This window comes from Flagellimonas sp. MMG031 (assembly GCF_040112705.1).
In the GTDB taxonomy this organism is placed as follows: domain Bacteria; phylum Bacteroidota; class Bacteroidia; order Flavobacteriales; family Flavobacteriaceae; genus Flagellimonas.
Map to the genome: position 1 here is coordinate 627,782 of NZ_CP157804.1, position 23,505 is coordinate 651,286.

Sequence of the window (23,505 nt, forward strand, 5' to 3'; positions counted from 1 at the left end):
GGTTAGCTATTAGTGTTTGGTTTGATGCGCATGATCCACATATCGTCATCATACGAAGCGTTTAGTTTGGTGTAATAAGAGGTCAAAGCATTGTTCCAGGTTTCGTGCTTTTTTAAGTACACGTACCTGTTTTTGTCGGCGGGACTTACGAAGTAGCTCGCGTGCAATCCTTTGGAATTTAATTCTTTAACAAAGGCTTTGGCACTGGCCGAATTGTCAAAAACATTGGCAATAATGTAATAGCCCTCTGGCAATCCGTCTCCGGATTGTGTTTGGAGCACTACATGCTTGTTGCCTTTTGCTAGGGTATTGTTTGCTACGTTTTTGGAAAGCACATTGTTGTTGTACTTGGACTTTGCGGCCAAAGTTCCGTCGTAGCCCGCAATGGGCGAACCGCCATTGTTCACGTTCATCACCCAAGCATCGCCTTGGTAGGTACCGTTCATCTTGGTACGATAGGCTTCCAGAGCTTCAGTCTTGTTGTTAAAGTCCCCGATGTATACGTAGTTGAGACCATTCTTCGGGTTTTGGAAGTAATCGGCTTCAATGCCCTGGGCACGAAGTTTTTCAATAAATGCGTTGAGGTTGTTGGTATCCCTGAACACATTGGCAATCAAATAGTGACCGCTTTCCACATTGGGAACAGCATGGGATTTGAACCCAGTTGTCTTCTTGCTTTTTACCGACCTATAGGTGTTGTCCTTTTTTGAGGAGGTATTGGAAGCATAGGCATCGCCGGTATTCGCTTTGGTTTCGTTGATTTTGATCACCTTTTTGGTGGCCGTGCTGTTGGATAGCCCATGGTTGGCAAAAGGCTGTGTTTTGCGGGTAACAATGTCCGCGCTGTCCATATCGGCAAAGTAGACCTCTTTAGCCCTTTGTTCCAATGCAGGATTTTGACCGCGTGTTTCCCGCTGAACCATTTTCATAACGGTTTCGAAGCGTCGTTCAAGGTCTTTTTTTCGAGTAGTTTCAATCGAATCCTGGCGCATCAGCAATTCGTCCAAAATGGCATCGTTTTCAGCCAATTTGTCCTGCAGGCGGGCGATTTCCAAATCTTTATCGGTAATGCTCAAGCTATCTTGTGGAACATCTTCCTCATTGGAAACCAGTTCTTCGCCTTCTTTTTCCAACATAACTCTATCCTCGGTGAGGTTAGGCGTAAAGGAGTATGCCAAGGAGATTTCATGGGTTACCCCAAAGTTTTCAAATTGGTTGGACAATCCTTTCTCAACGGTATATCCCAAAGAGATGTTCTTGGTAAGGTTAAAACCAAGTCCTGCGGAAGCTCCGTAAAAATCGTCGTAACCTGCTTGTACCCACCCCAATTTTGGGAGGTCAAGAATAAGGTTACCACCAAGAGTGATATTTTCTTCTCCTACTTTACGAACCCGGGCCAAGGGCATCAAACGAGCCTTTTCCATGATTCCTGTTCCATTTTCAAACTGATGGGTATATTGCAAGTGACCAGAATAGGTCTTTTCATTGAAATCAGTGACAGACTCACTGGTTTTTAGGTTGTAGTCGAACAAGTTTTCTGCAAACCCTCCAATATCAAACTTACCAATGGAGAAGTTGAACCCAGGTTGAAAGCTCACCAAAGAACTGCTTTCCAAGGTGTTCAATAGCGGGTCAACCTCAACAGAATTTACCCTATCTTGATTAAAGGCACTTTGGTAATAGCTTACGTTGGCACCAAAGGTGAAGGTGCTTTTTGGGCTCAAGCGAACACCATAGGCGTAGTTGGCGTGAACACCGAAGTTATTGAAGAGACCTTCTCGGTTAGTGAACAAACTAAGACCAACACCACTTCTATCGCTCACCCTACCACTATAGCTCAAGAAGTACACTTGGTTATTGTCATCAAAAGATACCGACTGGTTTCTGTGAAATAGGTTAATGTACGATTTGTCTTCCCTTACCGTAGAAAAGGTAGGGTTGAGCAAGAACCTATTGAACTTCAAAAGGTTCTGTGATGGTACGTTATAGGGTACATAGGCTTCTTCCTCTTGTCCGCGGATTCCGGAAAGGGCAAGTAGCAAGAAGGCAAGTAAGAGTAGAGGTTTTTTGGTCTGCATTGCTGCTTATTTAATAACAGTGATGGTTCCTTGTTTCAGGCTTTTGCCACCACGGGTAATCTTGTAATAGAAAATCATGTTTTGTTTGTTGAAAGCTGTGGTGGACTGCGGCCAATTGTTTTCGTAGCCAGCTTGGCTAAACACTTGCTCCCCTCTTTCATTGAAGATGGTCACAAGTACGTTCGGATCTCTGGAATAGGTGTTGGGCAATACCCATAAATCGTTAATACCGTCGCCATTGGTGGTAATAACATTTGGTATATTGAACATATCCCTGTAGGTAACAGTAATGACTTTGCTCACTGTACAGGTTCCGAAATAGGCCACGAGTAGGTATTCCCCTTCCTCGGTAAAGTCGTAAAAACTTCCTGAGGAAATTAGGTTGTTCCCTGCATCGTACCATTCATAGGAATCTGCACCGCTAGCGGTAAGGGTTTGGGTTTCTCCCTCAATAATGATGAGGTCTTTGGGTTTATCAAGTACCAAAAGCGAATCGTCAAAAGCGCTAATGGTGATTTCGTTGGATACTAATGGACATTCGTTGGAAGTGATAACAAGTTGATAGACACCTGTTTCGCTCACCGTGAAAGCGTCGGATGAGGAATCAACAACAGCTCCGTCCTTTTTCCATTGGAATGTTACATCGGTCAAATCTTTGGAAGTTTCCAGAACGATGGCCTCCCCACCTTCACAAAGAACATTGCCGTTGGCTGTAATCTGTAAGGTTTCATTGGAAGCCAAAGTCACGGCCAAGCTGTTGGACAGGGCCTCAAAAGCATCAACGGAACCCATTAGGGTATATTCGCCGTTGTCTTCCTGATTGGATAGGGTAATGGTCTTTGATGTTTCCCCTGAAATGTTGGCTCCATTCAGTTTCCATTGATAATCAAATGAATTTTGTAGGTCTGCGGTCACATCCGTTTTGGCACCACTATCGCTTACTGCATTGATAGCGGTCAAGGTCAACGTAGCGTCAACACTTTCACAAGAAGTGTAATTGCCCACATAATCGACCACAAACTCAAAAGAGTCTGGAGATACTACCGTGGTGGTTGCAGAGGCAATGGGCTCGGGCGTACAAGGACCCCCATTTTCCGTGACTGTTACGTAGTATTCGCCCACTTCGCTTATCAGAAGGCTATTGCTGGTGGCGTCTGCAATGGCAGCACCATTTCTATACCATTGATAACTGGCACTTGTAGCCGAGGTTGAGACGGATAAGTTTTTCGTCTGTGAAGGAAGCAAGACTATATTTTCGTTGTTGTTCAATGTAATGTCGAACGAACCGGTTCTGGAGATAGTAATAGGGGCCGATCTTTCGGTACATACTCCTGTTCCAGAAATTTCAACCTCATAGGAACCCTCAAAGCCTGTTATGCTTGAGTTTACATTAAATGTGCTGGCATCAACAGTAGGACCGTTTACGACGACTCCATCTTTGTACCAAGTATATTTTAGTCCCATACCGGAAATACTGGCCTCCAACACCTGGGATTCTCCAGGGCAAATGGCAATGCTGCTTGGGCCGTTGATGGCCAAGCCTGCACTGGTGCCAGTGGATATTTCAATGGTGTTGGATAGGGTGTTGGCGGATCCGGAACAATCCCCGTAATCGAGTTCCACGTAGTACATGCCCGGTTCAGAAACGGTGATGCTTTCTGATTTTGTGGGCAATAATGTACCACTGCGGTACCAGTTATAGATATAGGTAGAGGCATTTGGAATGTTGTGCGGCTTTAGTGTGACCGCTCCACCACCACAAATTTGAATCAACCCCCCAGAAGGAATGGATCCGCTTCCGTTTTCGCTGATCAGCAAGGGCGCATTGTAATCGATAAAATACATGGAAAAGGCATCAGAAGCGGGACTGGTCTTGGCCGGACTCGTGCTTCGAACCCTCATTTTATAGCTACTTCCGCGCATTTCCGAAGGAAGAGCGAATTGAAACTCAAAGTCAAAAGTTGTGTTTTTGTCACTGACGCGGGCCAGTTCGGTGGGGTCGGAGAAAAAGCCGTTGGCATCCGATAGCTCAAGAACAAATTCGTTGTTGCTGTTCACCAAGGGCGGATCCCAAGTAAAGTTCACGAAATATTCGTTAAAGCCTGCGGAAGCACAGACAGCGGTCCAAGCGGAATTTCCAGCAAGGTTGGGGTTGTCGGCCGGTACGGGCTTGTGTAGAATCTGGGCTTGCGAAGTAAGGGTACCAAGTAGCACAAAAGCCAAGGCCAGAACAAGAACGCTATAGGTTGAATTACTTTTTCTCATCACCGTTAGTATTTAAGAGGTTATGGGCCATATAGCCCTGTTAGTTTGTGCCCCTTAATTGTAATAATCGTAATTCCTTCGGAGAGACGGTGTTCGGGCGCCTCTCTTTCATATAGTATTCCAATAACAAATATGTCGCTATTTTCGACGAACGGAAAGATATTGTTGTAGGTGTTGGGAAAACTGTTGTGAAATGGCCTACTTTGTATACACGGAAGCAGGAAAAATAGCTATCAACATGGGATTTTACTACATTTGCGCATCAAATTACTGGTATGTCAGAAGAAGCTAGATCGCTCAACTTTATAGAACACATTATTGAGGAAGACCTTAAGAAGGATTATTCCAAAAATGACCTTAGGTTTCGTTTTCCACCTGAACCAAACGGCTATTTGCACATTGGTCACGCCAGCTCCATTTGTCTCAATTTTGGACTTGGACTGCGGTATAATGCCCCGGTGAACCTTCGTTTCGACGATACCAACCCGGCCAAAGAGGAAAAGGAGTATGTGGAGGCCATAAAGGAAGATGTGCGCTGGCTCGGCTTTGAGTGGGCTTCGGAATGCTATGCGTCGGACTATTTCCAACAATTGTACGATTGGGCGGTTGAGCTCATCAAAAATGGAAAAGCCTATGTGGACAGCCAATCCTCCGAAGAAATAGCGAGTCAAAAAGGGACTCCAACGGAACCAGGGAAAGAAAGTCCGTACCGTAATCGTTCCTTGGAGGAAAACTTACGCCTTTTTGAGGGTATGAAAAATGGTGAGTTTAAGGATGGAGCACATGTACTCAGAGCAAAAATCAATATGGCATCTTCAAATATGCTTATGCGTGATCCGGTAATGTACCGCATTCTGCATAAAGCGCACCACCGCACAAATACCGATTGGTGTATTTATCCGATGTACGATTGGACACATGGCGAAAGCGATTATATTGAACAGGTGTCCCACTCCCTTTGTACATTGGAGTTTTTACCGCACCGGGAGCTGTACGATTGGTTTTTGGACCAAGTGGTATCTTCGGATAAATTACGCCCGAAACAGCGAGAATTCGCTCGAAGAAACCTAAGCCACACCGTGGTTAGCAAGCGAAAGCTGCTACAGTTGGTTCAAAATGGAATTGTGACTGGGTGGGATGATCCCCGCATGCCCACCATTTCAGGGTTGCGAAGAAGGGGGTTCACTCCAGAATCTATTCGAAACTTTGCCGACACTATCGGGATTGCCAAGCGCGACAATGTGGTAGATGTATCCTTGCTCGATTTTCATGTGCGAGAGCATTTGAACCAAATTGCACCTCGGGTAATGGCGGTTCTCAATCCATTAAAATTGGTGATTACCAATTATGAGGAAGGTAAGGAAGAGTGGTTGGAGGCCGAGAACAATCCGGAGGATGATTCCGCGGGCAGCCGCAAGGTTCCTTTTTCAAGGGAGTTGTACATTGAACAAGAAGATTTTAGGGAAGAGGCCAATCGTAAATTCTTTAGGCTGAAACTTGGAGGGGAGGTCCGTTTAAAGAATGGATACATTATAAAGGCTGAAAGCTGCACCAAAGATTCGGAAGGAAACATTACCGAAGTACAGTGTACGTATGACCCCAAAAGTAAGAGTGGTTCTGGCACCGAGGAGAGTTTGCGAAAGGTAAAAGGAACTTTACATTGGGTTTCCATTGCGCATGCCATCACAGCCGAGGTACGATTATACGATAGATTGTTCACGGATGCCACACCTGATAGTCATAAAGACAAAGATTTTTTGGATTTCATAAATCCGGATTCGTTGCAAAAGGTAACCGGTTATTTGGAACCTAGTTTAAAGGATGCCAAGATTGGCGATCAAATGCAGTTCCAACGTCTCGGTTATTTTAATGTCGACAAAGATACTACCTCCGACCAATTGGTGTTCAATCGTACAACGACCTTACGCGACACGTGGGCCAAATTGGAGCAAAAGGAGTAACATAATATTTTCTTATTAAACTTTGCCCCGCCATTGAATTGCCTTATTGAAAACGGCTTTTTTTTGGCGGGTTTCTTTTGACTAATTTTTAAAAGCCGACTGAAGGCATGGAAGTGAGCAAAAGATGGCTTGTAGCGTCTTATTTGCAATATTTCATCAAAATTTAGCTAAAGCGTTAACGTTTCCACCGTTTGAATTGATCCGTGCACTAACGCACTATTACTTTTGGATAAATCCGATTCAGTAATCATTTAAATAGGTTACGATTCGGTATCACTGAAGTTTAATCAAAAATCAAAAAAATTATGTCAAATAACACAGGAAACGTATTAACCGCATTATTAACTGGAGCTGTTGTTGGAGCTGGAATTGGAATATTGTATGCTCCGGATAAAGGAAAGAAAACCAGAAAGAAAATCAAAAAGAGTGCTGTAAAGGCCAAAGATGATATCACTCAAAGTTTAAGCAATGCCAAAGAAGAATTCACCAGAACGGCGGATGCCAAAAAAGTGGAATTCGAAGAAAAGTTGGAGGATACATTATCTACCATGAGCTATAAGGCAGATGATATTTTGGTTGCCTTGGAAAAGAAGCTCGAAGATTTGAGAAGTAAGAACGCCCAATTGCAGAAGTAATCCATGGCATTTGAAGAAATTAAAGAACAGATTGGCGATGTGGAGGATGGGGTAAAGTCCTATGTGAAGAATAGTTTGGACTTTTACCGCCTCCAAAGCTTTAAGTCCATGATGAAGGGAATCACCATGGCCACCAAAGTCTTGGTTATTGGCGGTGTGGTTTCCATGGCTCTTTTGTTCCTTTCCATAAGTTTGGCCTTCTGGTTTGCGATGTTGTTAAACAACACGGCCCAAGGGTTTTTATTGGTTGGCGGTATTTATGTACTGATTGGTCTAATATTGTGGTCTGTTCGCAAAAGATTTGAAAAGCCATTATTAAAGAGTTTTTCTAAATTTTATTTTGACGAGATATGATACAAGGAACATATACATCATTTGAAGAAATCGATCGGGACTTGAAAATTCTCAAATTGCAACGACAAATTGAGGAAGAGAAAGTGAAGCTTGCCGTTCAGAACACCAAGAATGAGCTCTATCCGACCAATATTTTGGGAGGATTGGCTCCTTTGCTTCAAAAAGTTGCTATCTCCTTGGTCGCCAAAAAGATATTAAAGAAATTGGATTAAGGTTGCAAAGCATTGATTAAAAGAAAAAGGCTCCGTCTTCGGAGCCTTTTTGTATTGGGAACAGGTTTACGAATCGTTATCCGTACCTTTTTCGTTTTTCTTGCGCTTCATAGCTTCTCCAATTTGGTTACTGGCAGTAAAGGAGGCCACCATATTGTTTAGCATGTCGCTTCCGGCCTGCGGAGAGTTTGGCAACAAAATCAAGTTAGTATCGGTTTCTTCACCAATAGCTTGCAAGGTGTCGTAATGCTGGGTAACCACAATGAGAGCAGAGGCTTCTTGGGAATTGATGCCCACCTTGTTCAACACTTCTACGGATTCTTCGAGACCGCGGGCAATTTCCCTTCGCTGGTCTGCAATACCTTGACCTTGCAAACGCTTGCTTTCCGCCTCGGCCTTTGCTTTTTCCACAATCAGGATGCGCTGCGCGTCACCTTCAAATTGTGCCGCGATTTTTTCACGTTCTGAGGCGTTGATGCGGTTCATGGCGGCTTTTACCTGCGCGTCCGGGTCGATATCCGTCACCAACGTTTTGATGATGTCAAATCCATAGTCAAGCATTGCATCTTGTAGCTCTGCCTTTACTGCGATGGCGATGTCATCTTTTTTAACGAAGACATCGTCCAGTTTCATTTTAGGAACCTCGGCACGGACCACATCAAATACGTACGAAGTGATTTGATCGTGTGGATATTCGAGTTTGTAAAAGGCATCATAGACCTTGTCTTTTATGACAACGTACTGCACAGAAACTTTTAGCTTTACGAATACATCGTCTTTGGTTTTGGTCTCAACGATAACATCCAACTGTTGAATTTTTAGGCTCAACCGGCCTGCAATACGGTCCACAATCGGGATTTTCATTTGAAGCCCGGAGTTTCTGATGCTATGGAATTTTCCAAAGCGTTCCACAGCCACAGCGGTTTGTTGCTTCACAATAAAAAAGAACTTAAAAAGGATAATCAGCGCTATAAACGCAATCGGTATTAGATAATAGTTGCCCATAGTGTTTAGAATTTATGTTAGAAATGGAAATTACGAAACTTGACTACATTATTAGTAGTCAATATTCAAATAATGTTACATTTCCAATAATCCTATAAGTGGGCGATGGCGGTCTGTATGCGGGAGATACTTTCTGCTTTGCCAATAAGCGCCATGATATCGAATAAATGCGGTCCTTTCATGTCACCAACGATTACCAAACGCAAGGGAGGCATCACTTTTCCGAAGGAAAGTTCCTGTTCGGAAATCCATGCTTTCACCTGTTGTTCGATATTTGTTGATGAAAAATCGTTCAATTTTTCTAATAGGGAAGCTAGCTGTTGCATGATTTCAGGGGTATCTTCCTTCCATTGTTTTTTTACCGCTTTTTCGTTGTAGGAGTCGGGAGCTTGAAAGAAATAATCGGATAGGTCCCAAAAATCGGTAACGAAGGAAGCTCTCTCCTTGATGGATGATACCACCTCTACAACATAATCCATTTCGGCAGTGATGCCTTTTTGGGCAAGTTCTTTTGTATATAGTTCTGCCAACTCGGCATCACTTTTTTTCTGTAGCCATTGTTGATTATACCAATTGTTTTTTTCTGGGTCAAAGCGGGCTCCGGATTTATTGACACGCTCCAAGGTAAAGCTGTCTACTAGTTCATCCAAAGTAAAAATTTCTTGTTCTGTGCCTGGGTTCCAACCCAATAACGCCAAGAAATTAACAACCGCCTCGGGGAAAAAGCCGGCTTCCCGGTAGCCTTCGGATTGGTTCCACCTAAGCGGAAATATGGGGAATCCCCCTTTTTCACCATCTCTTTTGCTCAATTTTCCTTTCCCTACGGGCTTCATGATCAATGGAAGGTGTGCAAATTGTGGGGCATCCCAACCAAATGCGTCATATAGAAGTTGATGCAAGGCCAAGGAAGGCAACCACTCTTCACCACGAATCACATGGGTAATTTGCATCAGATGGTCGTCCACAATGTTGGCCAAGTGATAGGTGGGCATACCATCGCTTTTGAACAATACCTTATCATCCAACACATTGGTATCGATGTGAATTTCTCCACGGATGATGTCTTTTAGAACAAGATTTTCATTTTCAGGGGACTTAAAACGGATGACATAGTCTTCTCCGGCATTTATTTTGGCCCGCACCTCTTCATTGGAAAGAGAGAGGGAATTGGTCAGTTTTAATCTGTTGTGCCAATTGTATATAAATGTTTTACCCTTGGCCTCATGGTCTTTTCGATGTTGGTCGAGGGCCTCTGCCGTATCAAAGGCATAGTAAGCCTTTCCTTTTTCTACCAATTCTTGTGCATAAGCTTGATACAATTGTTTACGCTCACTCTGACGGTAAGGTCCAAAGTCTCCTTCTTTTCCCGGTCCTTCGTCAAAAGGAATCCCGCTCCAGTTAAGGGCCTCAATGATATATGCCTCGGCCCCTTCCACAAATCGGTTTTGATCGGTATCCTCTATTCGCAAAACGAAGTCACCATCATGTTTTTTGGCAAACAAATAGTTGAAAAGCGCCGTGCGCAATCCGCCAATGTGCAATGGACCGGTAGGGCTGGGTGCAAATCGGACTCGTACTTTTTGACTCATAATCGACCTTGATTAGGCTGCAAAGATACATGGATGCGGTTGAACAGAAAAGGGGTGCGTGCATCGGTTTAAACCAAGGTTTAACAAATTTTTTCTTTTCAATTGGTAAGGATCGGGTAATTTGGTAATAATTACTATTGATTTTGAGCACCTACGACACCATTCTGGAGAAACTGGAACGCTTTATCAACCGCTTTTATGTGAAGCAATTGGTAAAGGGAGCTTTCCTGTTTTTGACTTTAGGCACTATTTTTTGGATTGTCATTACATATTTTGAATATGTACTTTGGATGAACGAGTCGTGGCGATTGACCATGTTTATCTTGTTTGTGGTTGTAGAATTGTTTCTGCTGTACAGGTATATCCTTATTCCGTTGCTTTTTCTTTTCAAGGTTCGTAAGGGGATTGACCACAAGTTGGCCTCTCGAATGATTGGGAAGCATTTCCCCAACGTTGATGATAGACTTCTTAATTTGTTGGAGCTTTCGGAAAATCCAAGAAAGTCTGATTTACTTATGGCAAGTATAGAGCAAAGGGCAACGGATTTAAAAAACGTGTCCTTTGTGGATGCGGTGAATGTTCGGGAGAGTCTAAAATATGCGAGGTACATCCTGATTCCATTGGGTATTTTGGCTGTTATTTGGGTGACCGGGGATGTGGTCTCGTTCTTCAATTCCCACAAAAGGGTTCTAAATTACGATGTGGCTTATGAACGTCCTGCTCCTTTTGTGTTCGAGGTGCTGAACACCGATTTGGAGGTATTGGATAATGAAGCTTTGACCATTGAAGTGAGAACTATTGGAGAGGTTCGCCCGAGCGATGTTCAGATGGTGGTAGGCAACGAACGTTTAGTGATGCAAGAGCGTAATGGGGTTTATGTGTATACGTTTCAACCACCTGTTGGCAACTTTAGTTTTTATTTAACGGCCAATGGATGGGATTCCAGAAGGTATCAAGTAAGCACATTTGAAACACCTACTTTGGTTGATTTTTCCTTGCAATTGGATTATCCTTCTTATTTGAAAAGAAGTTCTGAGGTACTATCTGGGACAGGTAATGCCGAGGTACCGGAGGGTACGCGGATTACATGGAAAATTTCCGGGAGCAATGTTGACGAGATTGATATGATCACCAAGGACACCTTACAATCCTTTCAACGGGATGGTTCTGTATTCAGTCATCAAATGCGACTATTTGATGAAGTAGAGTATGAATTAACCACATCCAATAAAAAGGTACGTGACTTTGAAAGGCTTGCGTATCGCCTGGGTGTGATTCGTGATCAAAAGGCGACTGTGCAGGTGAACCAAATAATGGACTCACTCAATCCCAATGAGGCTTATTTTGCTGGACAAGCGGCCGACGATTATGGTTTAAGGGAGATTAGGGCCGTGGTTTATCCATCCGATGATAAACAAAGTGTGCAACGTCTTGTTTTGGATTCGCCAAAAGGCAATGTCACTCAGTTCTATTATACGTTCCCGTCCGGTTTAGCGATTGAAGCGGGTAAAAGCTATAAGATTTACTTTGAAGTGGTTGATAATGATGGTATTAGGGGCGGAAAGGTAACCCAAAGCGAGGTGTTTGACGCTGTTCTTTATGATGATAATCAGCTGAATAACAAGGAGTTGGAGTTTCAGAATACGACATTGAACAAGCTTGGGGAATCCTTGAAGAACATACAAGAACAGGAAGAGAAGCTTTCCGAAATCAATCAGCTGCAGAAGGAAGAGAAGGCCTTGAATTTTGAGGAGAAAAGTCAGATTAAAAATTTTCTGCAACAACAGCAAATGCAAGAGCAGTTAATGGAAAAGTTTAGCCAGGATTTAAATAAGAGCATTGACAAGAATGAGGAAGATTCCGAAATGAAGCGGATGATACAAGAGCGTTTGGAGCGACAAGAAGCAGAGGCTCGCAAAAATGCCAAACTGTTGGAAGAGTTGGAAAAGATTGCGGAGAAGATTGATAAGGAGGAGCTACAACAACGCCTTGAGGAGTTGGGTAAGAATCAAGGTAAAAATACACGTAACCTAGAGCAGATTTTAGAGTTGACGAAGCGTTACTACGTCACTGAAAAGGCATCACAAATAGCTAAGGAGCTGGAAGAATTGGCGCGGAAGCAAGAGACCTTATCAGAGTTAAAGTTGGGAGAGGATTTTAGTGACAAAGAGCAAAAAAGGCTTAATGAGGAATTTGAAAGTTTGGAAAAAGAGATACGGGATTTGGAGAATGATAACCAAGAGTTAAAGAAACCCATCGAACTTGATACGGATGAAACGAAGACCGGAGCCATAAAACAAGACCAGCAAGATGCCCTTGAGGAAATAAATAAGCATCAGGGAATGGAAGAGTCTTCACAATCCAAGGAAAAGGAGGATGCTGGCAATAATGCCACCAAAAAGCAAAAGTCCGCAGCGCAGAAGATGCGCGAAATGAGCCAATCATTAAAGTCAGGTGCTTCAGGAGGAGGTCAGTCCGATGCCGAAGATGCTGAAATGCTCCGGCAAATACTGGACAATTTGGTCACATTTTCTTTCAAGCAGGAAAACCTTTTTGATAATATCCAAAGTGCGGATGTAGATATTTCCCAGTTCTCAAAAACCGTCAAGGGCCAGCAGGATCTTCGTAGATTGTTTGAGCATGTAGATGATAGTTTATTTGCCCTCTCACTCCGTAGGGCCGAATTGTCTGAGTTTGTGAACGAGCAAATCACCGAGGTGTATTATAACATAGATAAGTCTTTGGAAAGTATTGCCGATAATCAGATTTATCAAGGTGCCTCGTATCAACAATATGTGATCAATGCTACAAACGCTTTGGCAGATTTCTTGGCAAATGTTTTGGATAATATGCAGCAGAACATGAGTCCGGGCCAAGGCAGCGGAGAAGGGCAGGATTTTCAGTTACCGGATATCATCAAAGGCCAACAAGGGATACAGGAGAAAATGAATGGATCAGGAAAGCAGGGTCAGCAATCAGATGGTGAGGGCGAGCAAGACGGAAAGAATGAAGGTGGCAACAAGCAGGGCGAAGAAGGAAATACAGGTGAAGGTAAGAATGGCCAAAAAGGGCAAAGTGGAAAGACGGGAGAACAAAATGGCACATCTGAATCAAACGGGAATGGTTTAGGAGAAATGGACCTAAATGAAGTATATGAAATTTACAAAGAGCAACAGTTTTTAAGACAGAATTTAGAAAGGCAACTGGAGAACATGATTAACGAATCTGATAGGAATTTGGCCAAAAAATTGATGCAACAGATGGAAGACTTTGAAAATGACCTTTTGGAAAATGGGATTACAAATAAGACGCGGAGTAAAGCAAACAACATTCAGCACCAGTTGATGAAATTGGAAAATGCCTCACTAGAACAGGGTCAAAAAAAGGAACGGGAAAGCAAGAGTAATTTAAAACAATACTCCAATCCGATTACCACGAAACCGGAGTTGCTGGAAAGGTATCAAAACGATGTTGAAATATTAAATAGACAAGCCTTACCTTTGCGCAAAAATTACGAGCGCAAAGTAAAGGTATATTTTGACAATGATAGAGTTCCATTTCAAAAGTGATTTTTTGATAAGCAACACATCCGACTACTCCGATTGGGTAAATAGGATAGTGCATTCCGAAGGTTACATTTTAGGCCAGATAGATTATATTTTCTGCACGGATGAATACTTGTTGGAACTTAACATGCAATATTTAAATCACGATACGCTTACCGATATTATTACCTTCGATTATACGGATGGCAACCGGATAGCTGCTGACATCTTTATTTCTACAGAGCGGGTCAAAGAAAACGCTGATGTATTCGGGGTGGATTTCGAAACGGAACTAAAACGCGTGATGAGTCACGGGGTTTTACACCTTGCCGGATACGGCGACAAGAACAACGCGGAAAAGGAAGTGATGCGAAATAAAGAAGAAGAAAAGATTAAAATGTTCCACGTGGAACCATAGATATGTTTGAAAAGGAATATGATGTTATTGTTGTAGGTGGAGGTCATGCAGGGGCAGAGGCAACAGCGGCTGCCGCAAACATGGGCTCTCGCACCTTGTTGGTGACCATGAACCTGCAAACCATCGGGCAGATGTCGTGCAACCCGGCTATGGGAGGTATTGCAAAAGGACAAATTGTCCGTGAGATAGATGCTCTTGGCGGGTATAGTGGTATTATTACCGACAAGTCTGCCATCCAATTTAAAATGCTGAATAAATCCAAGGGACCTGCCATGTGGAGTCCGCGATCGCAGAACGATAGAATGCGTTTTGCCGAAGAGTGGCGCATGGCTTTGGAGAATACCCCAAATGCCGATTTTTACCAAGAGATGGTGAATGGATTATTGATTGAGGGGGATAAAGTCGTAGGGGTTAGAACAAGCCTTGGTTTGGAAATTAGAGCCAAAGCCGTTGTACTTACTAATGGGACATTCCTGAATGGCTTGATCCATATTGGAGAAAAGCAGCTAGGCGGTGGAAGGGCTGGTGAAAAAGCGGCCACAGGAATTACTGAACAATTGGTTGAGCTTGGTTTTGATAGTGGGCGCATGAAAACCGGAACACCACCAAGAGTTGATGGAAGGTCTTTGGATTATTCCAAGATGATTCCCCAACCAGGTGATGGCCAACCTGAGAAATTTTCTTATTTGGATACCCCCATTTTGCAAACGCAGCGCGATTGCCATATGACGCACACCAGTAAATTGGTTCACGATTTGCTTAGGGAGGGTTTCGAAAGATCACCAATGTTCAATGGCAGAATTAAGAGTATAGGGCCGCGATATTGCCCATCCATTGAGGACAAGATTAACCGTTTCGCAGATAAGGATTCGCACCAAATTTTTGTCGAACCAGAGGGTTGGAATACGGTGGAAGTTTACGTCAACGGATTCTCCACATCCCTTCCTGAAGATGTTCAATATCGAGCTTTGAAGTCGGTAAAGGGATTTGAGCAGGTTAAATTTTTTAGGCCAGGATATGCAATTGAATACGATTATTTTCCACCGACGCAGTTAAGGCATACGCTGGAAACAAAATTGGTACAGAACCTATATTTTGCAGGACAGATTAATGGGACCACGGGATATGAGGAAGCAGCTTCCCAAGGTTTGATGGCCGGAATAAACGCCCATTTAAAAATCAACGGAAAGGAACCGTTCATCCTTAAACGAGATGAGGCTTATATCGGTGTGTTGGTTGATGATTTGATCACCAAGGGCACTGAAGAGCCATATCGTATGTTTACATCAAGGGCAGAATATCGGACCTTACTTCGACAGGATAATGCCGATTTGAGACTTACCCCCAAAGGCTATGAAATTGGTTTGGCCAAAGAGGAACGTTTGCGAAGGATGGAGGAGAAGATGAGCAAGTCTGACAATTTTATTGACTTCTTTAAAAAGACAAGCTTCACCACGGATGAAATAAACCCCATTTTGGAGTCCTTAAATTCGGCACAAGTAAAGCAATCTGATAAGTTGTTCAAAGTGTTTTCTAGACCAAAGGTTACCATGAAGCATATGCTCGAATTGGAGTCGGTTTCAGAATTTGTGAAGGAGCACCAATTGGATGCAGAGGTATTGGAGCAAGCCGAAATACAAGTGAAATATTCGGGGTATATCGAGAAGGAAAAAACAAATGCCGATAAGTTACAGCGGTTAGAAAATGTACGTATCCCGGACAATTTTGACTACTCTAAGTTGAAATCACTATCCTATGAAGCGAGGGAGAAGTTGCAGTCCATTCAGCCAGTTACCATCTCACAAGCCTCGAGGATAAGCGGTGTTTCTCCCGCAGACATTAGTGTGTTATTGGTGTATTTGGGCAGATAGCCGCCTGAACTGTTCCACGTGGAACATGAAATTTTGGGTTCTGATTCATCTAGAACGGCTCGATTTTTGATTTGCTATATCAAACACTAAGCCAGATGAAACGAATACGCTTAATCCTATGGTGTGCGTTGTTGTGCCAGTCTTGTATCCCTTTGCGCATTGCTCCAAACATTAAAGATTATAAAATTGCAAAAGGGAAACGCTTCAAAAAGGGCCTTCCCAAAAAGAATGTTTTCGTTTTTGAAGACCCTAAAGAGGCTGACGAATTTTACCACTACGTCAACACAAAATTTCAATTGAATGATTACTATGTGGACGTTCAGGTTCCTTTTTTGATTGAGGATACAACCTATTATTTTTCCTTTTACGAAGTAGAGATTCCAACAAAGACTATCAACCTTATTCCCTTGGCTTTGGATGTTGCCCTGAACAAAGCTACCGACATGGAACCCGTTTTTGATGATATCCATACCTCTAGAACCGGCAATTGGTACATTGCAATAGAAGTCTTTACTGATACAGAAAAAGACTGTTTGTCTGAAGAGTCGGTTTCGCGGCAAAAGGTTTTGTCCTATCTTCGGAACCTGAAAAAAGAATATTTGGCTACCGATAACTACAATGAACTTGTTTTTAAGAACTAAGGATTATGCTGTTTCTGGAGAGCAGTTTGAATTGCACCGGGATGAAAGTTTGGATATGCTCATAACCCAGCCCCAACCAGAAAAACTATCAAAGTACTACGATAGTGAGGATTATATTTCCCATACAGATGCCAAAACATCGTTCACAGAACGGCTATATCACTGGATTAAAGCTGTGAACCTTAAAAATAAGCTTCAAACTGTTGAAAATCAGATAGATAAACCTGTAAATTTATTAGATGTAGGTGCTGGAACGGGAGATTTTCTCATTACTGCCCAAGATGCTGGCTTTGAAGTCACCGGAGTTGAGCCCAATGAAAAAGCAAGGGGCTTGGCAAAGGAAAAGGGCATGGAACTATGGCCTACCTTGGATAAACTTGCTGTCCAGAAGTTTCAGGCCATTACCTTATGGCACGTTTTGGAGCACTTGCCGAATTTACAGGAGCAGGTTTCCAACTTGGTTGAACTTTTAGAAGATGATGGAGTTTTGGTTATTGCCGTTCCCAATTTTAAATCTTGGGATGCCCAACACTATAAATCCTTCTGGGCTGCTTACGATGTTCCCAGACACCTTTGGCATTTTTCAAAAACAGCGATTTCTAAACTTTTTGCCCCCCATGGTCTGCAAGTAGTCCAGACCAAACCGATGTGGTTCGATGCATTTTATGTCTCTCTGCTTTCCGAAAAATACAAAGGAAACAGATTCTACTTCATCAAAGCTTTTTTCATCGGATTATGGTCCAACCTTAAAGCTGTTTTTACCAAGGAGCCCTCGTCCTTGATTTATATTCTCAAAAAGGGGAAATAAGTTGTTTTAAGGCCCTCTGCGTTGCGAACTGTGCCTTTTAAAGGGAATCGTATTGACTCAAAAAGATGCCGCGAGAAAAGCGGATTTTATGCCGCCCTAAAAATAATCAGAATCAATTGTTTCAGCTTTTTAGGATAGATTTTGTTTATTTATCTTTTTTGAGGTCGATTAACATCACAAAAAGTTAATGATCGCCTTTCCGAAAGCTTTCCTATTTTTGCGCATCGATAAAAAGTAAATAATGAAAAAATTAGTAGTGCTTGCGATTGCCGTGACGGCCATGGCATGTCAGCAAAACAAAATCGGCTATGTGGACAGTGTAAAGATCATGGACGATTATCAAGAGAAAATAGATGTAGAGGCTAGGTTTAAGACCAAAGCTGATGCCATGGGCAGAAAAAGGGACAGTATTTCCCAAGCCTTTCAAATGGAACTGCAGCAGTTCCAGAGCAAAGCCCAGAGCATGTCACAGCAAAGCGCACAGGAAGAGTATTCACAACTGCAACAGCGTGGCCAACAAATTGGTCAGCGCCTTCAACAAGAAGAGCAACAGTTACAGCAGAATAGCCAGACTCAAATGGATAGTTTGGTGAAAAAGGTGAAAAAGGAAATCCGTGCTTATGGAAAAGCAAACGGATATACCTACATCCTTGGTGGGGGTGAAGGAGGTTCTGTAATCTATGGCGACGATGCCAATGATGTGACGAACGAAATATTGAAGATATTGAACGATAAGTACGAAAACTAGTACTGTATCCATACAAATAAAAGAAGCCCTCTAAAAAGCTTTACTATTGGAACTTTGTCGGGTTGAGCGCAGTCGAAACCCATTGACGTCCAACGCGTCTTAAGTTCTCGACTGCCTGTCTGCCGCAGGCAGGCGCTCGAAATGACATACAAATTGCTTTTTAGAGGGCCTCTTTTTTGTTTAAGGAGTTGTCAGGATAAGACAGCCCTTATTTCATGTTATTGAAAATCAATTTCTGGAAGTAGCTATGATTTAATTTCGATATTTAATTGTCTACCTTCCTCTTCCGCTTTTTTGTCCATTCGGGCACCCATTGCCAGCCCGATGAACATCCCCACCGGCAGTCCGAGACCTAATAATCCCATATTGCCCAAGCTAAGACCGAGCGCCGTTCCCATTGGGAGCCCAAAAACGGTCATGCCCAAAACAAACCATGTTTTTCGGTAATAATTAATGGGCACTATTTTCAGTTTTTCCGCTAAAAGACCAACAATCTTCGACTGAGTCTTTTGGATTTCAGACTTTAATGCCTTGTCGGTATCCGAGACTTGGTTCAATGTCTCAATGCGATTATTGATGACCGTTACCAAATCACTTGGCAATTTCCTTTTCCGGATTTCCAAGATGAGATGCTGGAATTGGTCGTAATATTTTTGTGTTTTTTCGGGAAGCTGTGTTCTTTGCTTAGGTGCAGCAATCATGATTGAAAAGCGTTTGTCATTGCATCAAATACACCAAGAAAACGGTGGGGATAAGATAAACCACTATGGTTTTTGCCCCCTCATAATCCGTAGCAACTCGCTGCCCCAGCAACAACATCAACAACGTAACTGCAGAGGATACCGCACCGTAAAAGCCGATGGTACTTTCGCCATCAATGGCAAATTGAAAAATTCCGACCCCGCAAAGAATCCCGGATAATATTTCCATCACCAAGATAATGGCAAGCAGCAGAGGCACCGAGCCCTTAAAAAGGGATTTGGAAAAATGCCCTGTAAGCCAGCTTAGGTTACCTTTCCAATGGAGCAGCTTATCAATGCCGCTCTGTAAGAAAACAATGGTCAAAAAAATCAGCAATAGGATTTCCGTGATGTTTGAAATTATATGGTTCATACGCTGTTTGGTTTAAGCGGCCTTGGCGTGCAATAGCCGTGTCAGTTTAATGGACAAGTCCGTGAAAATCAATTTGGAATTACCATTGCGTTCCACGTGGAAAATGGCTTCTTCCAACTCTTTCACAATATCCAAAATATTGTTTTCATGTACAAAGGGAGCAAACTTGTTCAAATCAAAACCTTCCATATGCACTTTGGTGTAGACCAATTCCTTGGCCTTGTAGTTGAGAAGCAGTGCCTGCCGCATCATAGTGAGGCAATAGTTAAGGAATTTTTTTTGGACCTCGCGCCCGGTCTTGGAAACCTCATCGCTCCATAAAATCAGCTCCTGAATGGCGCCTTTATTTCCTTTGGCTTTAAAGGCGCTCCGCACCCATTGAACAAACCATCGTTCAAAGACCAAGTCCTCCGAATCCTTGTTAAGCAGGTCCAACGCCTTGTTAAAATTGCCATTGGCTTCCAAGGCAATGGTAAGCGCCTCCGTTTGCGCAACGCCCCTAGCCAAAAGTTCGTCGGTAATCACCTGTTCCGCCAAAGGGGGAAAGTTCAGGATCTGGCAACGGGAACGTATGGTGTTGATGATCTGTTCTTCATCTTCGGCCAATAGCAGCAACACCGTTTTATTGGGGGGTTCTTCAATCAATTTCAAGAGCTTGTTGGCCGCTGAAACGTTCATCTTTTCGGCCATCCAAACAATGAGCACCTTATAACCGCCTTCGTAGGACTTCAAGGATAATTTTTTCACCATATCCTGCGCTTCGTCCACCCCAATCTGGCCCTGCTTTTTTTCAATACCGATAAGCCGGTACCAATCGAACAAATTGCCATAAGGCTGCTCCGAAACAAACATCCGCCACTCTTCCAAATAGTGGTCACTTACCGCATGCGACTTAACTTTGTCCGAATTGGAAACGGGAAAAGCAAAATGAAGGTCAGGATGCGTCAGCGAATTGCATTTGGTATTGCACACCGTGTTTTCACCTTCGTTTTCCCCTCCAGTGTTTCCACAGAGAAGGTACTGCGCATAGGCAATGGCCATGGGTAACACCCCAGAGCCTTCCGGGCCCACAAATAACTGGGCATGGGCCACCCTTCCGGTTTCCGCCGTGGTCACCAAATGACTTTTGATGTGTTCGAGCCCTAAAATGTGTTTAAAAAGCATGTCTCAAAGATACATTTTTTAACCGCTGAAGTTGCCCATGCGCTCCATTGGACACTTCTGGATGTAACATATGGTAACAAAAAGGTTAAAATCACCTTAACTTTTAAATATCGGGTCGCTGCGACTGCGGAAAAAGCAGGAAATCTTTACATTTGAAATTCTCAAAAAAGAACACAAAGATGAAAACGATAGACGATTTTAATTTCGAAGGCAAAAAAGCACTGATCAGGGTTGATTTCAATGTACCGTTGGATGGTGACTTCAAGGTAACCGACACCAGCCGAATCGAAGCAGCCAAGCCAACCATCCTAAAGGTTTTGGAAGATGGCGGTTCTGCTGTACTGATGAGCCATTTGGGCAGGCCAAAGGGCAAGGCCAATCCAGATATGTCCCTTTCCCATATCGTGGATAAAGTATCGGACATTATCGGTGTACAGGTGAAATTTGCCGAAGATTCCGTCGGGGCAAAAGCAGATGATGCCGTGGCCGGTTTAAAGAACGGAGAGGTGCTATTGTTGGAAAATCTTCGTTTTCATGCTGAGGAGGAAGCAGGCGATGAGTCCTTTGCAGAAGCACTGTCCAAACACGGGGACATTTATGTGAACGATGCCTTTGGAACAGCACACAGGGCGCACGCCTCCACGACCATCGTTGCCCAGTTTTTCCCGGAAAACAAATGCTTTGGCTACTTATTGGCCAAGGAAATCAAGGCTATTGACAAGGTTATGGAAACGGGCGAGAAACCTGTGACCGCTATTTTGGGCGGGGCAAAGGTGTCTTCCAAGATCACGATCATCGAGAATATATTGGATAAGGTTGATAACCTGATCATCGGCGGTGGGATGACCTACACCTTTGTAAAAGCCAAAGGGGGAAAAGTGGGTGATTCCATCTGCGAGGACGATAAAATGGGACTGGCATTGGATATCCTGAAACAGGCCGAAGCCAAAAAAGTTAGCGTGTACTTACCGGTTGACGTGCTAGCCGCCAACGATTTTGACAACAATGCCGAGACCCAGTTTGTCGACGTGGATAAAATTCCCGATGGCTGGCAAGGACTGGATGCAGGACCAAAAACCTTGGAAATCTTTAAACAAGTGATTCTGGCCTCCAAGACCATATTGTGGAATGGACCTGTGGGCGTTTTTGAAATGGAAAACTTTGCCAAAGGAACCATTGCCTTGGGCAACTATATTGATGAAGCCACACAGGGCGGTGCATTTTCCCTTGTTGGCGGTGGGGATTCCGTTGCTGCCGTGAAGCAGTTTGGTTTCGAGGATAAAGTAAGCTACGTATCTACAGGAGGAGGAGCCATGTTGGAGAGTTTGGAAGGAAAAACCCTTCCGGGCATCGCTGCAATATTGAGCTAAGTTCCACGTTGTGAGTTATTAGGGGAAAACGTTAAAAGACGGCAAATTTTGGTTGTGCGCTTTAGTATGTCAGAAAAAAAAGCCAATTTAGTTAGCCCCAAAAAAATCAAACCGTTTCCAAATGAACCAAAGATTGAAAATAGCTGTATTTGCGGCCATGCTGTCCCTAGCGCCTTATTTGAGTGCGCAACAGGATAGTACGCAAGAGGAGGAGAAGGATTCCATAATGCTCCAAGAAGAGGAAGAAGGGGTCATTGCTGTATCCAACATTAAGATTGACGGGCAGCTCATGGCATTGGAAACCCACGAAGATGGTAAGTTTAAGCTACGGGACCTGGAAGAGGCTTGGCGATACGACAGCCTTTGGCTGAACGAACTCCATAGCAATGCCGAGCTGTTCAGCGATATGCTTTTGGAGGTTCAAAACGGGCCGGGGCAAGATTCCATTTTTGTGGTGGACCTACCAACCGACACCCTCAAGGCCAGATTGGCCAGAATGAACGAGAAAACACCGTTCAACATTACGTATAATTCTTCTTTGGAAAGCGTTATCAAATCGTTTTTGACTCGCAGAAGGGATTTGATGCAACGGATGATGACAGCCAGCCAATTTTACTTTCCCTTGTTCGAGCAGGAACTGGACAATCAAAACATCCCATTGGAAATTAAATATTTGGCAATTGTTGAATCTGCCCTTAATCCAAAAGCCATGTCCAGAGTGGGAGCAAAGGGATTGTGGCAGTTTATGTACAGCACCGGAAAAATGTACGGTTTGGATGTAAGCAGTTATGTAGACGAGAGGCACGACCCGATTATGGCAACCAAAGCGGCCAGCAAATACCTAAGCCGATTGTATGATATTTTCGGAGATTGGGATTTGGCTTTGGCAGCCTATAATTCCGGACCCGGAAATGTGAACAAAGCCATCCGACGTTCGGGCGGTTACGAGAATTATTGGAACATTAGACCATTTCTTCCACGTGAAACAGCAGGATATCTTCCGGCGTTTTTGGCGACCATGTACATTTTTGAGTATGCCGAAGAGCATGGCCTGCAATACAAAAAGGCGGAGCGTCCCTATTTTGAAACGGATACCATCCATGTCAAAAACTTGATCACTTTTGACCAAATCTCCAAATTGGTCGATATCAGCAACGAGGAATTGGAAATGTTGAACCCGGCCTACAAGCTCAATATCATACCCAAAGTGGAAGGGAAGAATTACGCCTTGCGACTGCCCAAATCCAAAATTGGAAAGTTTGTGGCCAACGAGGAGGAAATTTATGCCTTCGTTAAAAAGGAACTGGACTCTTTGGAGAAGCCGTTACCGAGCATGATTACCGCACAAGACCAGATCAGATATCGCGTAAAAAGTGGTGATTATTTGGGCAAAATTGCAGAACGCTACGGGGTTGGAGTCAGCCAGATCAAACGATGGAACGGTCTTAGAAGCAACAATTTGAGAGTAGGGCAACGCTTGACCATTTTTCCGAGAAAACCTTATGTTGCCGAATCAAGCTCCAAGAGCAGTGCGTCCAAGTCTTCAAACACCGTTGCCAACGGGGCAAAGGTCCATACGGTGCAGTCTGGAGATTCACTTTGGACGATTTCCAAAAAATATCCAGGAGTTACCATAGAAAATTTACGAGAATGGAACGGTATTAGAGGTAATAACCTAAAACCGGGCACAAAACTTAAATTGTGTGATTGTTCTTCGTAAATTTAACA

Annotated in this window: 19 protein-coding genes; 12 read left to right on the plus strand and 7 right to left on the minus strand. The window is 43.4% G+C overall.

Going from position 1 to position 23,505, the window contains the following annotated elements:
• Positions 1-2: 2 nt before the first annotated feature.
• Together ABNE31_RS02735 and ABNE31_RS02740 are read right to left on the minus strand one after the other, a co-directional pair.
• Positions 3-2,078 carry a PorP/SprF family type IX secretion system membrane protein gene (locus tag ABNE31_RS02735; RefSeq protein ID WP_349352284.1) on the minus strand — a complete coding sequence of 692 codons (2,076 nt, stop codon included), beginning with the start codon at positions 2,076-2,078 and terminating at the stop codon, positions 3-5.
• A gap of 6 nt (positions 2,079-2,084) precedes the next feature.
• Positions 2,085-4,343, minus strand: a complete 2,259-nt coding sequence (locus tag ABNE31_RS02740; RefSeq protein ID WP_349352285.1) for a gliding motility-associated C-terminal domain-containing protein — start codon at positions 4,341-4,343, stop codon at positions 2,085-2,087.
• 275 nt (positions 4,344-4,618) lie between these two features.
• Here ABNE31_RS02740 and ABNE31_RS02745 point away from each other — a divergent pair, with 275 nt between their 5' ends.
• The 4 genes from ABNE31_RS02745 to ABNE31_RS02760 all read left to right on the plus strand — a co-directional run bounded on the left by ABNE31_RS02745 (position 4,619) and on the right by ABNE31_RS02760 (position 7,505).
• A complete protein-coding gene (locus tag ABNE31_RS02745) occupies positions 4,619-6,304 on the plus strand; it encodes a glutamine--tRNA ligase/YqeY domain fusion protein (protein WP_349352286.1) in 1,686 nt (561 codons plus the stop codon).
• A 305-nt stretch (positions 6,305-6,609) separates the two neighbouring features.
• Positions 6,610-6,939: a YtxH domain-containing protein gene (locus ABNE31_RS02750; protein WP_179383229.1), complete on the plus strand. Its 330-nt coding sequence runs from the start codon at positions 6,610-6,612 to the stop codon at positions 6,937-6,939.
• 3 nt (positions 6,940-6,942) lie between these two features.
• Positions 6,943-7,293, plus strand: coding sequence for a phage holin family protein (locus tag ABNE31_RS02755; RefSeq protein WP_179383230.1), 351 nt, complete (start codon positions 6,943-6,945; stop codon positions 7,291-7,293).
• Positions 7,290-7,505 carry a DUF6327 family protein gene (locus tag ABNE31_RS02760; protein WP_293281217.1) on the plus strand — a complete coding sequence of 72 codons (216 nt, stop codon included), beginning with the start codon at positions 7,290-7,292 and terminating at the stop codon, positions 7,503-7,505. The genes ABNE31_RS02755 and ABNE31_RS02760 overlap by 4 nt, the downstream gene beginning before the upstream one ends.
• 66 nt (positions 7,506-7,571) lie before the next feature.
• On the opposite strand, the gene ABNE31_RS02765 is transcribed toward ABNE31_RS02760, so the two are convergent.
• Positions 7,572-8,510, minus strand: a complete 939-nt coding sequence (locus ABNE31_RS02765; RefSeq protein ID WP_179383232.1) for an SPFH domain-containing protein — start codon at positions 8,508-8,510, stop codon at positions 7,572-7,574.
• Positions 8,511-8,602: 92 nt separating this feature from the next.
• On the minus strand, positions 8,603-10,099 hold the full coding sequence (gene gltX, locus ABNE31_RS02770; protein ID WP_349352287.1) for a glutamate--tRNA ligase: 1,497 nt from the start codon (positions 10,097-10,099) through the stop codon (positions 8,603-8,605).
• 143 nt (positions 10,100-10,242) lie between these two features.
• Here gltX and ABNE31_RS02775 point away from each other — a divergent pair, with 143 nt between their 5' ends.
• The 6 genes from ABNE31_RS02775 to ABNE31_RS02800 all read left to right on the plus strand — a co-directional run bounded on the left by ABNE31_RS02775 (position 10,243) and on the right by ABNE31_RS02800 (position 18,130).
• Positions 10,243-13,668: a DUF4175 family protein gene (locus tag ABNE31_RS02775; protein ID WP_349352288.1), complete on the plus strand. Its 3,426-nt coding sequence runs from the start codon at positions 10,243-10,245 to the stop codon at positions 13,666-13,668.
• Positions 13,643-14,062, plus strand: a complete 420-nt coding sequence (ybeY, locus tag ABNE31_RS02780; RefSeq protein WP_349352289.1) for an rRNA maturation RNase YbeY — start codon at positions 13,643-13,645, stop codon at positions 14,060-14,062. The genes ABNE31_RS02775 and ybeY overlap by 26 nt, the downstream gene beginning before the upstream one ends.
• A 2-nt stretch (positions 14,063-14,064) precedes the next feature.
• A complete protein-coding gene (gene mnmG / locus ABNE31_RS02785; protein WP_349352290.1) occupies positions 14,065-15,933 on the plus strand; it encodes a tRNA uridine-5-carboxymethylaminomethyl(34) synthesis enzyme MnmG in 1,869 nt (622 codons plus the stop codon).
• A gap of 95 nt (positions 15,934-16,028) precedes the next feature.
• The gene (locus tag ABNE31_RS02790) at positions 16,029-16,574 is read left to right on the plus strand and encodes a hypothetical protein (protein ID WP_349352291.1); all 546 of its coding nucleotides are present in this window, start codon (positions 16,029-16,031) and stop codon (positions 16,572-16,574) included.
• A complete protein-coding gene (locus ABNE31_RS02795; protein ID WP_349352292.1) occupies positions 16,552-17,382 on the plus strand; it encodes a class I SAM-dependent methyltransferase in 831 nt (276 codons plus the stop codon). Before ABNE31_RS02790 ends, ABNE31_RS02795 begins: the two co-directional genes overlap by 23 nt.
• Before the next feature lie 241 nt (positions 17,383-17,623).
• The gene (locus ABNE31_RS02800) at positions 17,624-18,130 is read left to right on the plus strand and encodes an OmpH family outer membrane protein (RefSeq protein ID WP_349352293.1); all 507 of its coding nucleotides are present in this window, start codon (positions 17,624-17,626) and stop codon (positions 18,128-18,130) included.
• A gap of 245 nt (positions 18,131-18,375) precedes the next feature.
• On the opposite strand, the gene ABNE31_RS02805 is transcribed toward ABNE31_RS02800, so the two are convergent.
• From ABNE31_RS02805 to ABNE31_RS02815, 3 genes are read right to left on the minus strand one after another with little or no spacing between them, the layout of a single operon-like run.
• Positions 18,376-18,831, minus strand: coding sequence for a hypothetical protein (locus ABNE31_RS02805; RefSeq protein WP_349352294.1), 456 nt, complete (start codon positions 18,829-18,831; stop codon positions 18,376-18,378).
• Positions 18,832-18,847: 16 nt separating this feature from the next.
• On the minus strand, positions 18,848-19,243 hold the full coding sequence (locus ABNE31_RS02810; RefSeq protein WP_349352295.1) for a DoxX family protein: 396 nt from the start codon (positions 19,241-19,243) through the stop codon (positions 18,848-18,850).
• Between the two features lie 12 nt (positions 19,244-19,255).
• Positions 19,256-20,407 carry a DNA polymerase III subunit delta' gene (locus tag ABNE31_RS02815; protein WP_293281245.1) on the minus strand — a complete coding sequence of 384 codons (1,152 nt, stop codon included), beginning with the start codon at positions 20,405-20,407 and terminating at the stop codon, positions 19,256-19,258.
• A gap of 179 nt (positions 20,408-20,586) precedes the next feature.
• Between ABNE31_RS02815 and ABNE31_RS02820 the strand changes: the two genes are divergently transcribed.
• Together ABNE31_RS02820 and ABNE31_RS02825 are read left to right on the plus strand one after the other, a co-directional pair.
• Positions 20,587-21,777, plus strand: coding sequence for a phosphoglycerate kinase (locus ABNE31_RS02820; protein WP_349352296.1), 1,191 nt, complete (start codon positions 20,587-20,589; stop codon positions 21,775-21,777).
• Between the two features lie 121 nt (positions 21,778-21,898).
• A complete protein-coding gene (locus ABNE31_RS02825) occupies positions 21,899-23,497 on the plus strand; it encodes a LysM peptidoglycan-binding domain-containing protein (RefSeq protein WP_349352297.1) in 1,599 nt (532 codons plus the stop codon).
• Positions 23,498-23,505: the final 8 nt, after the last annotated feature.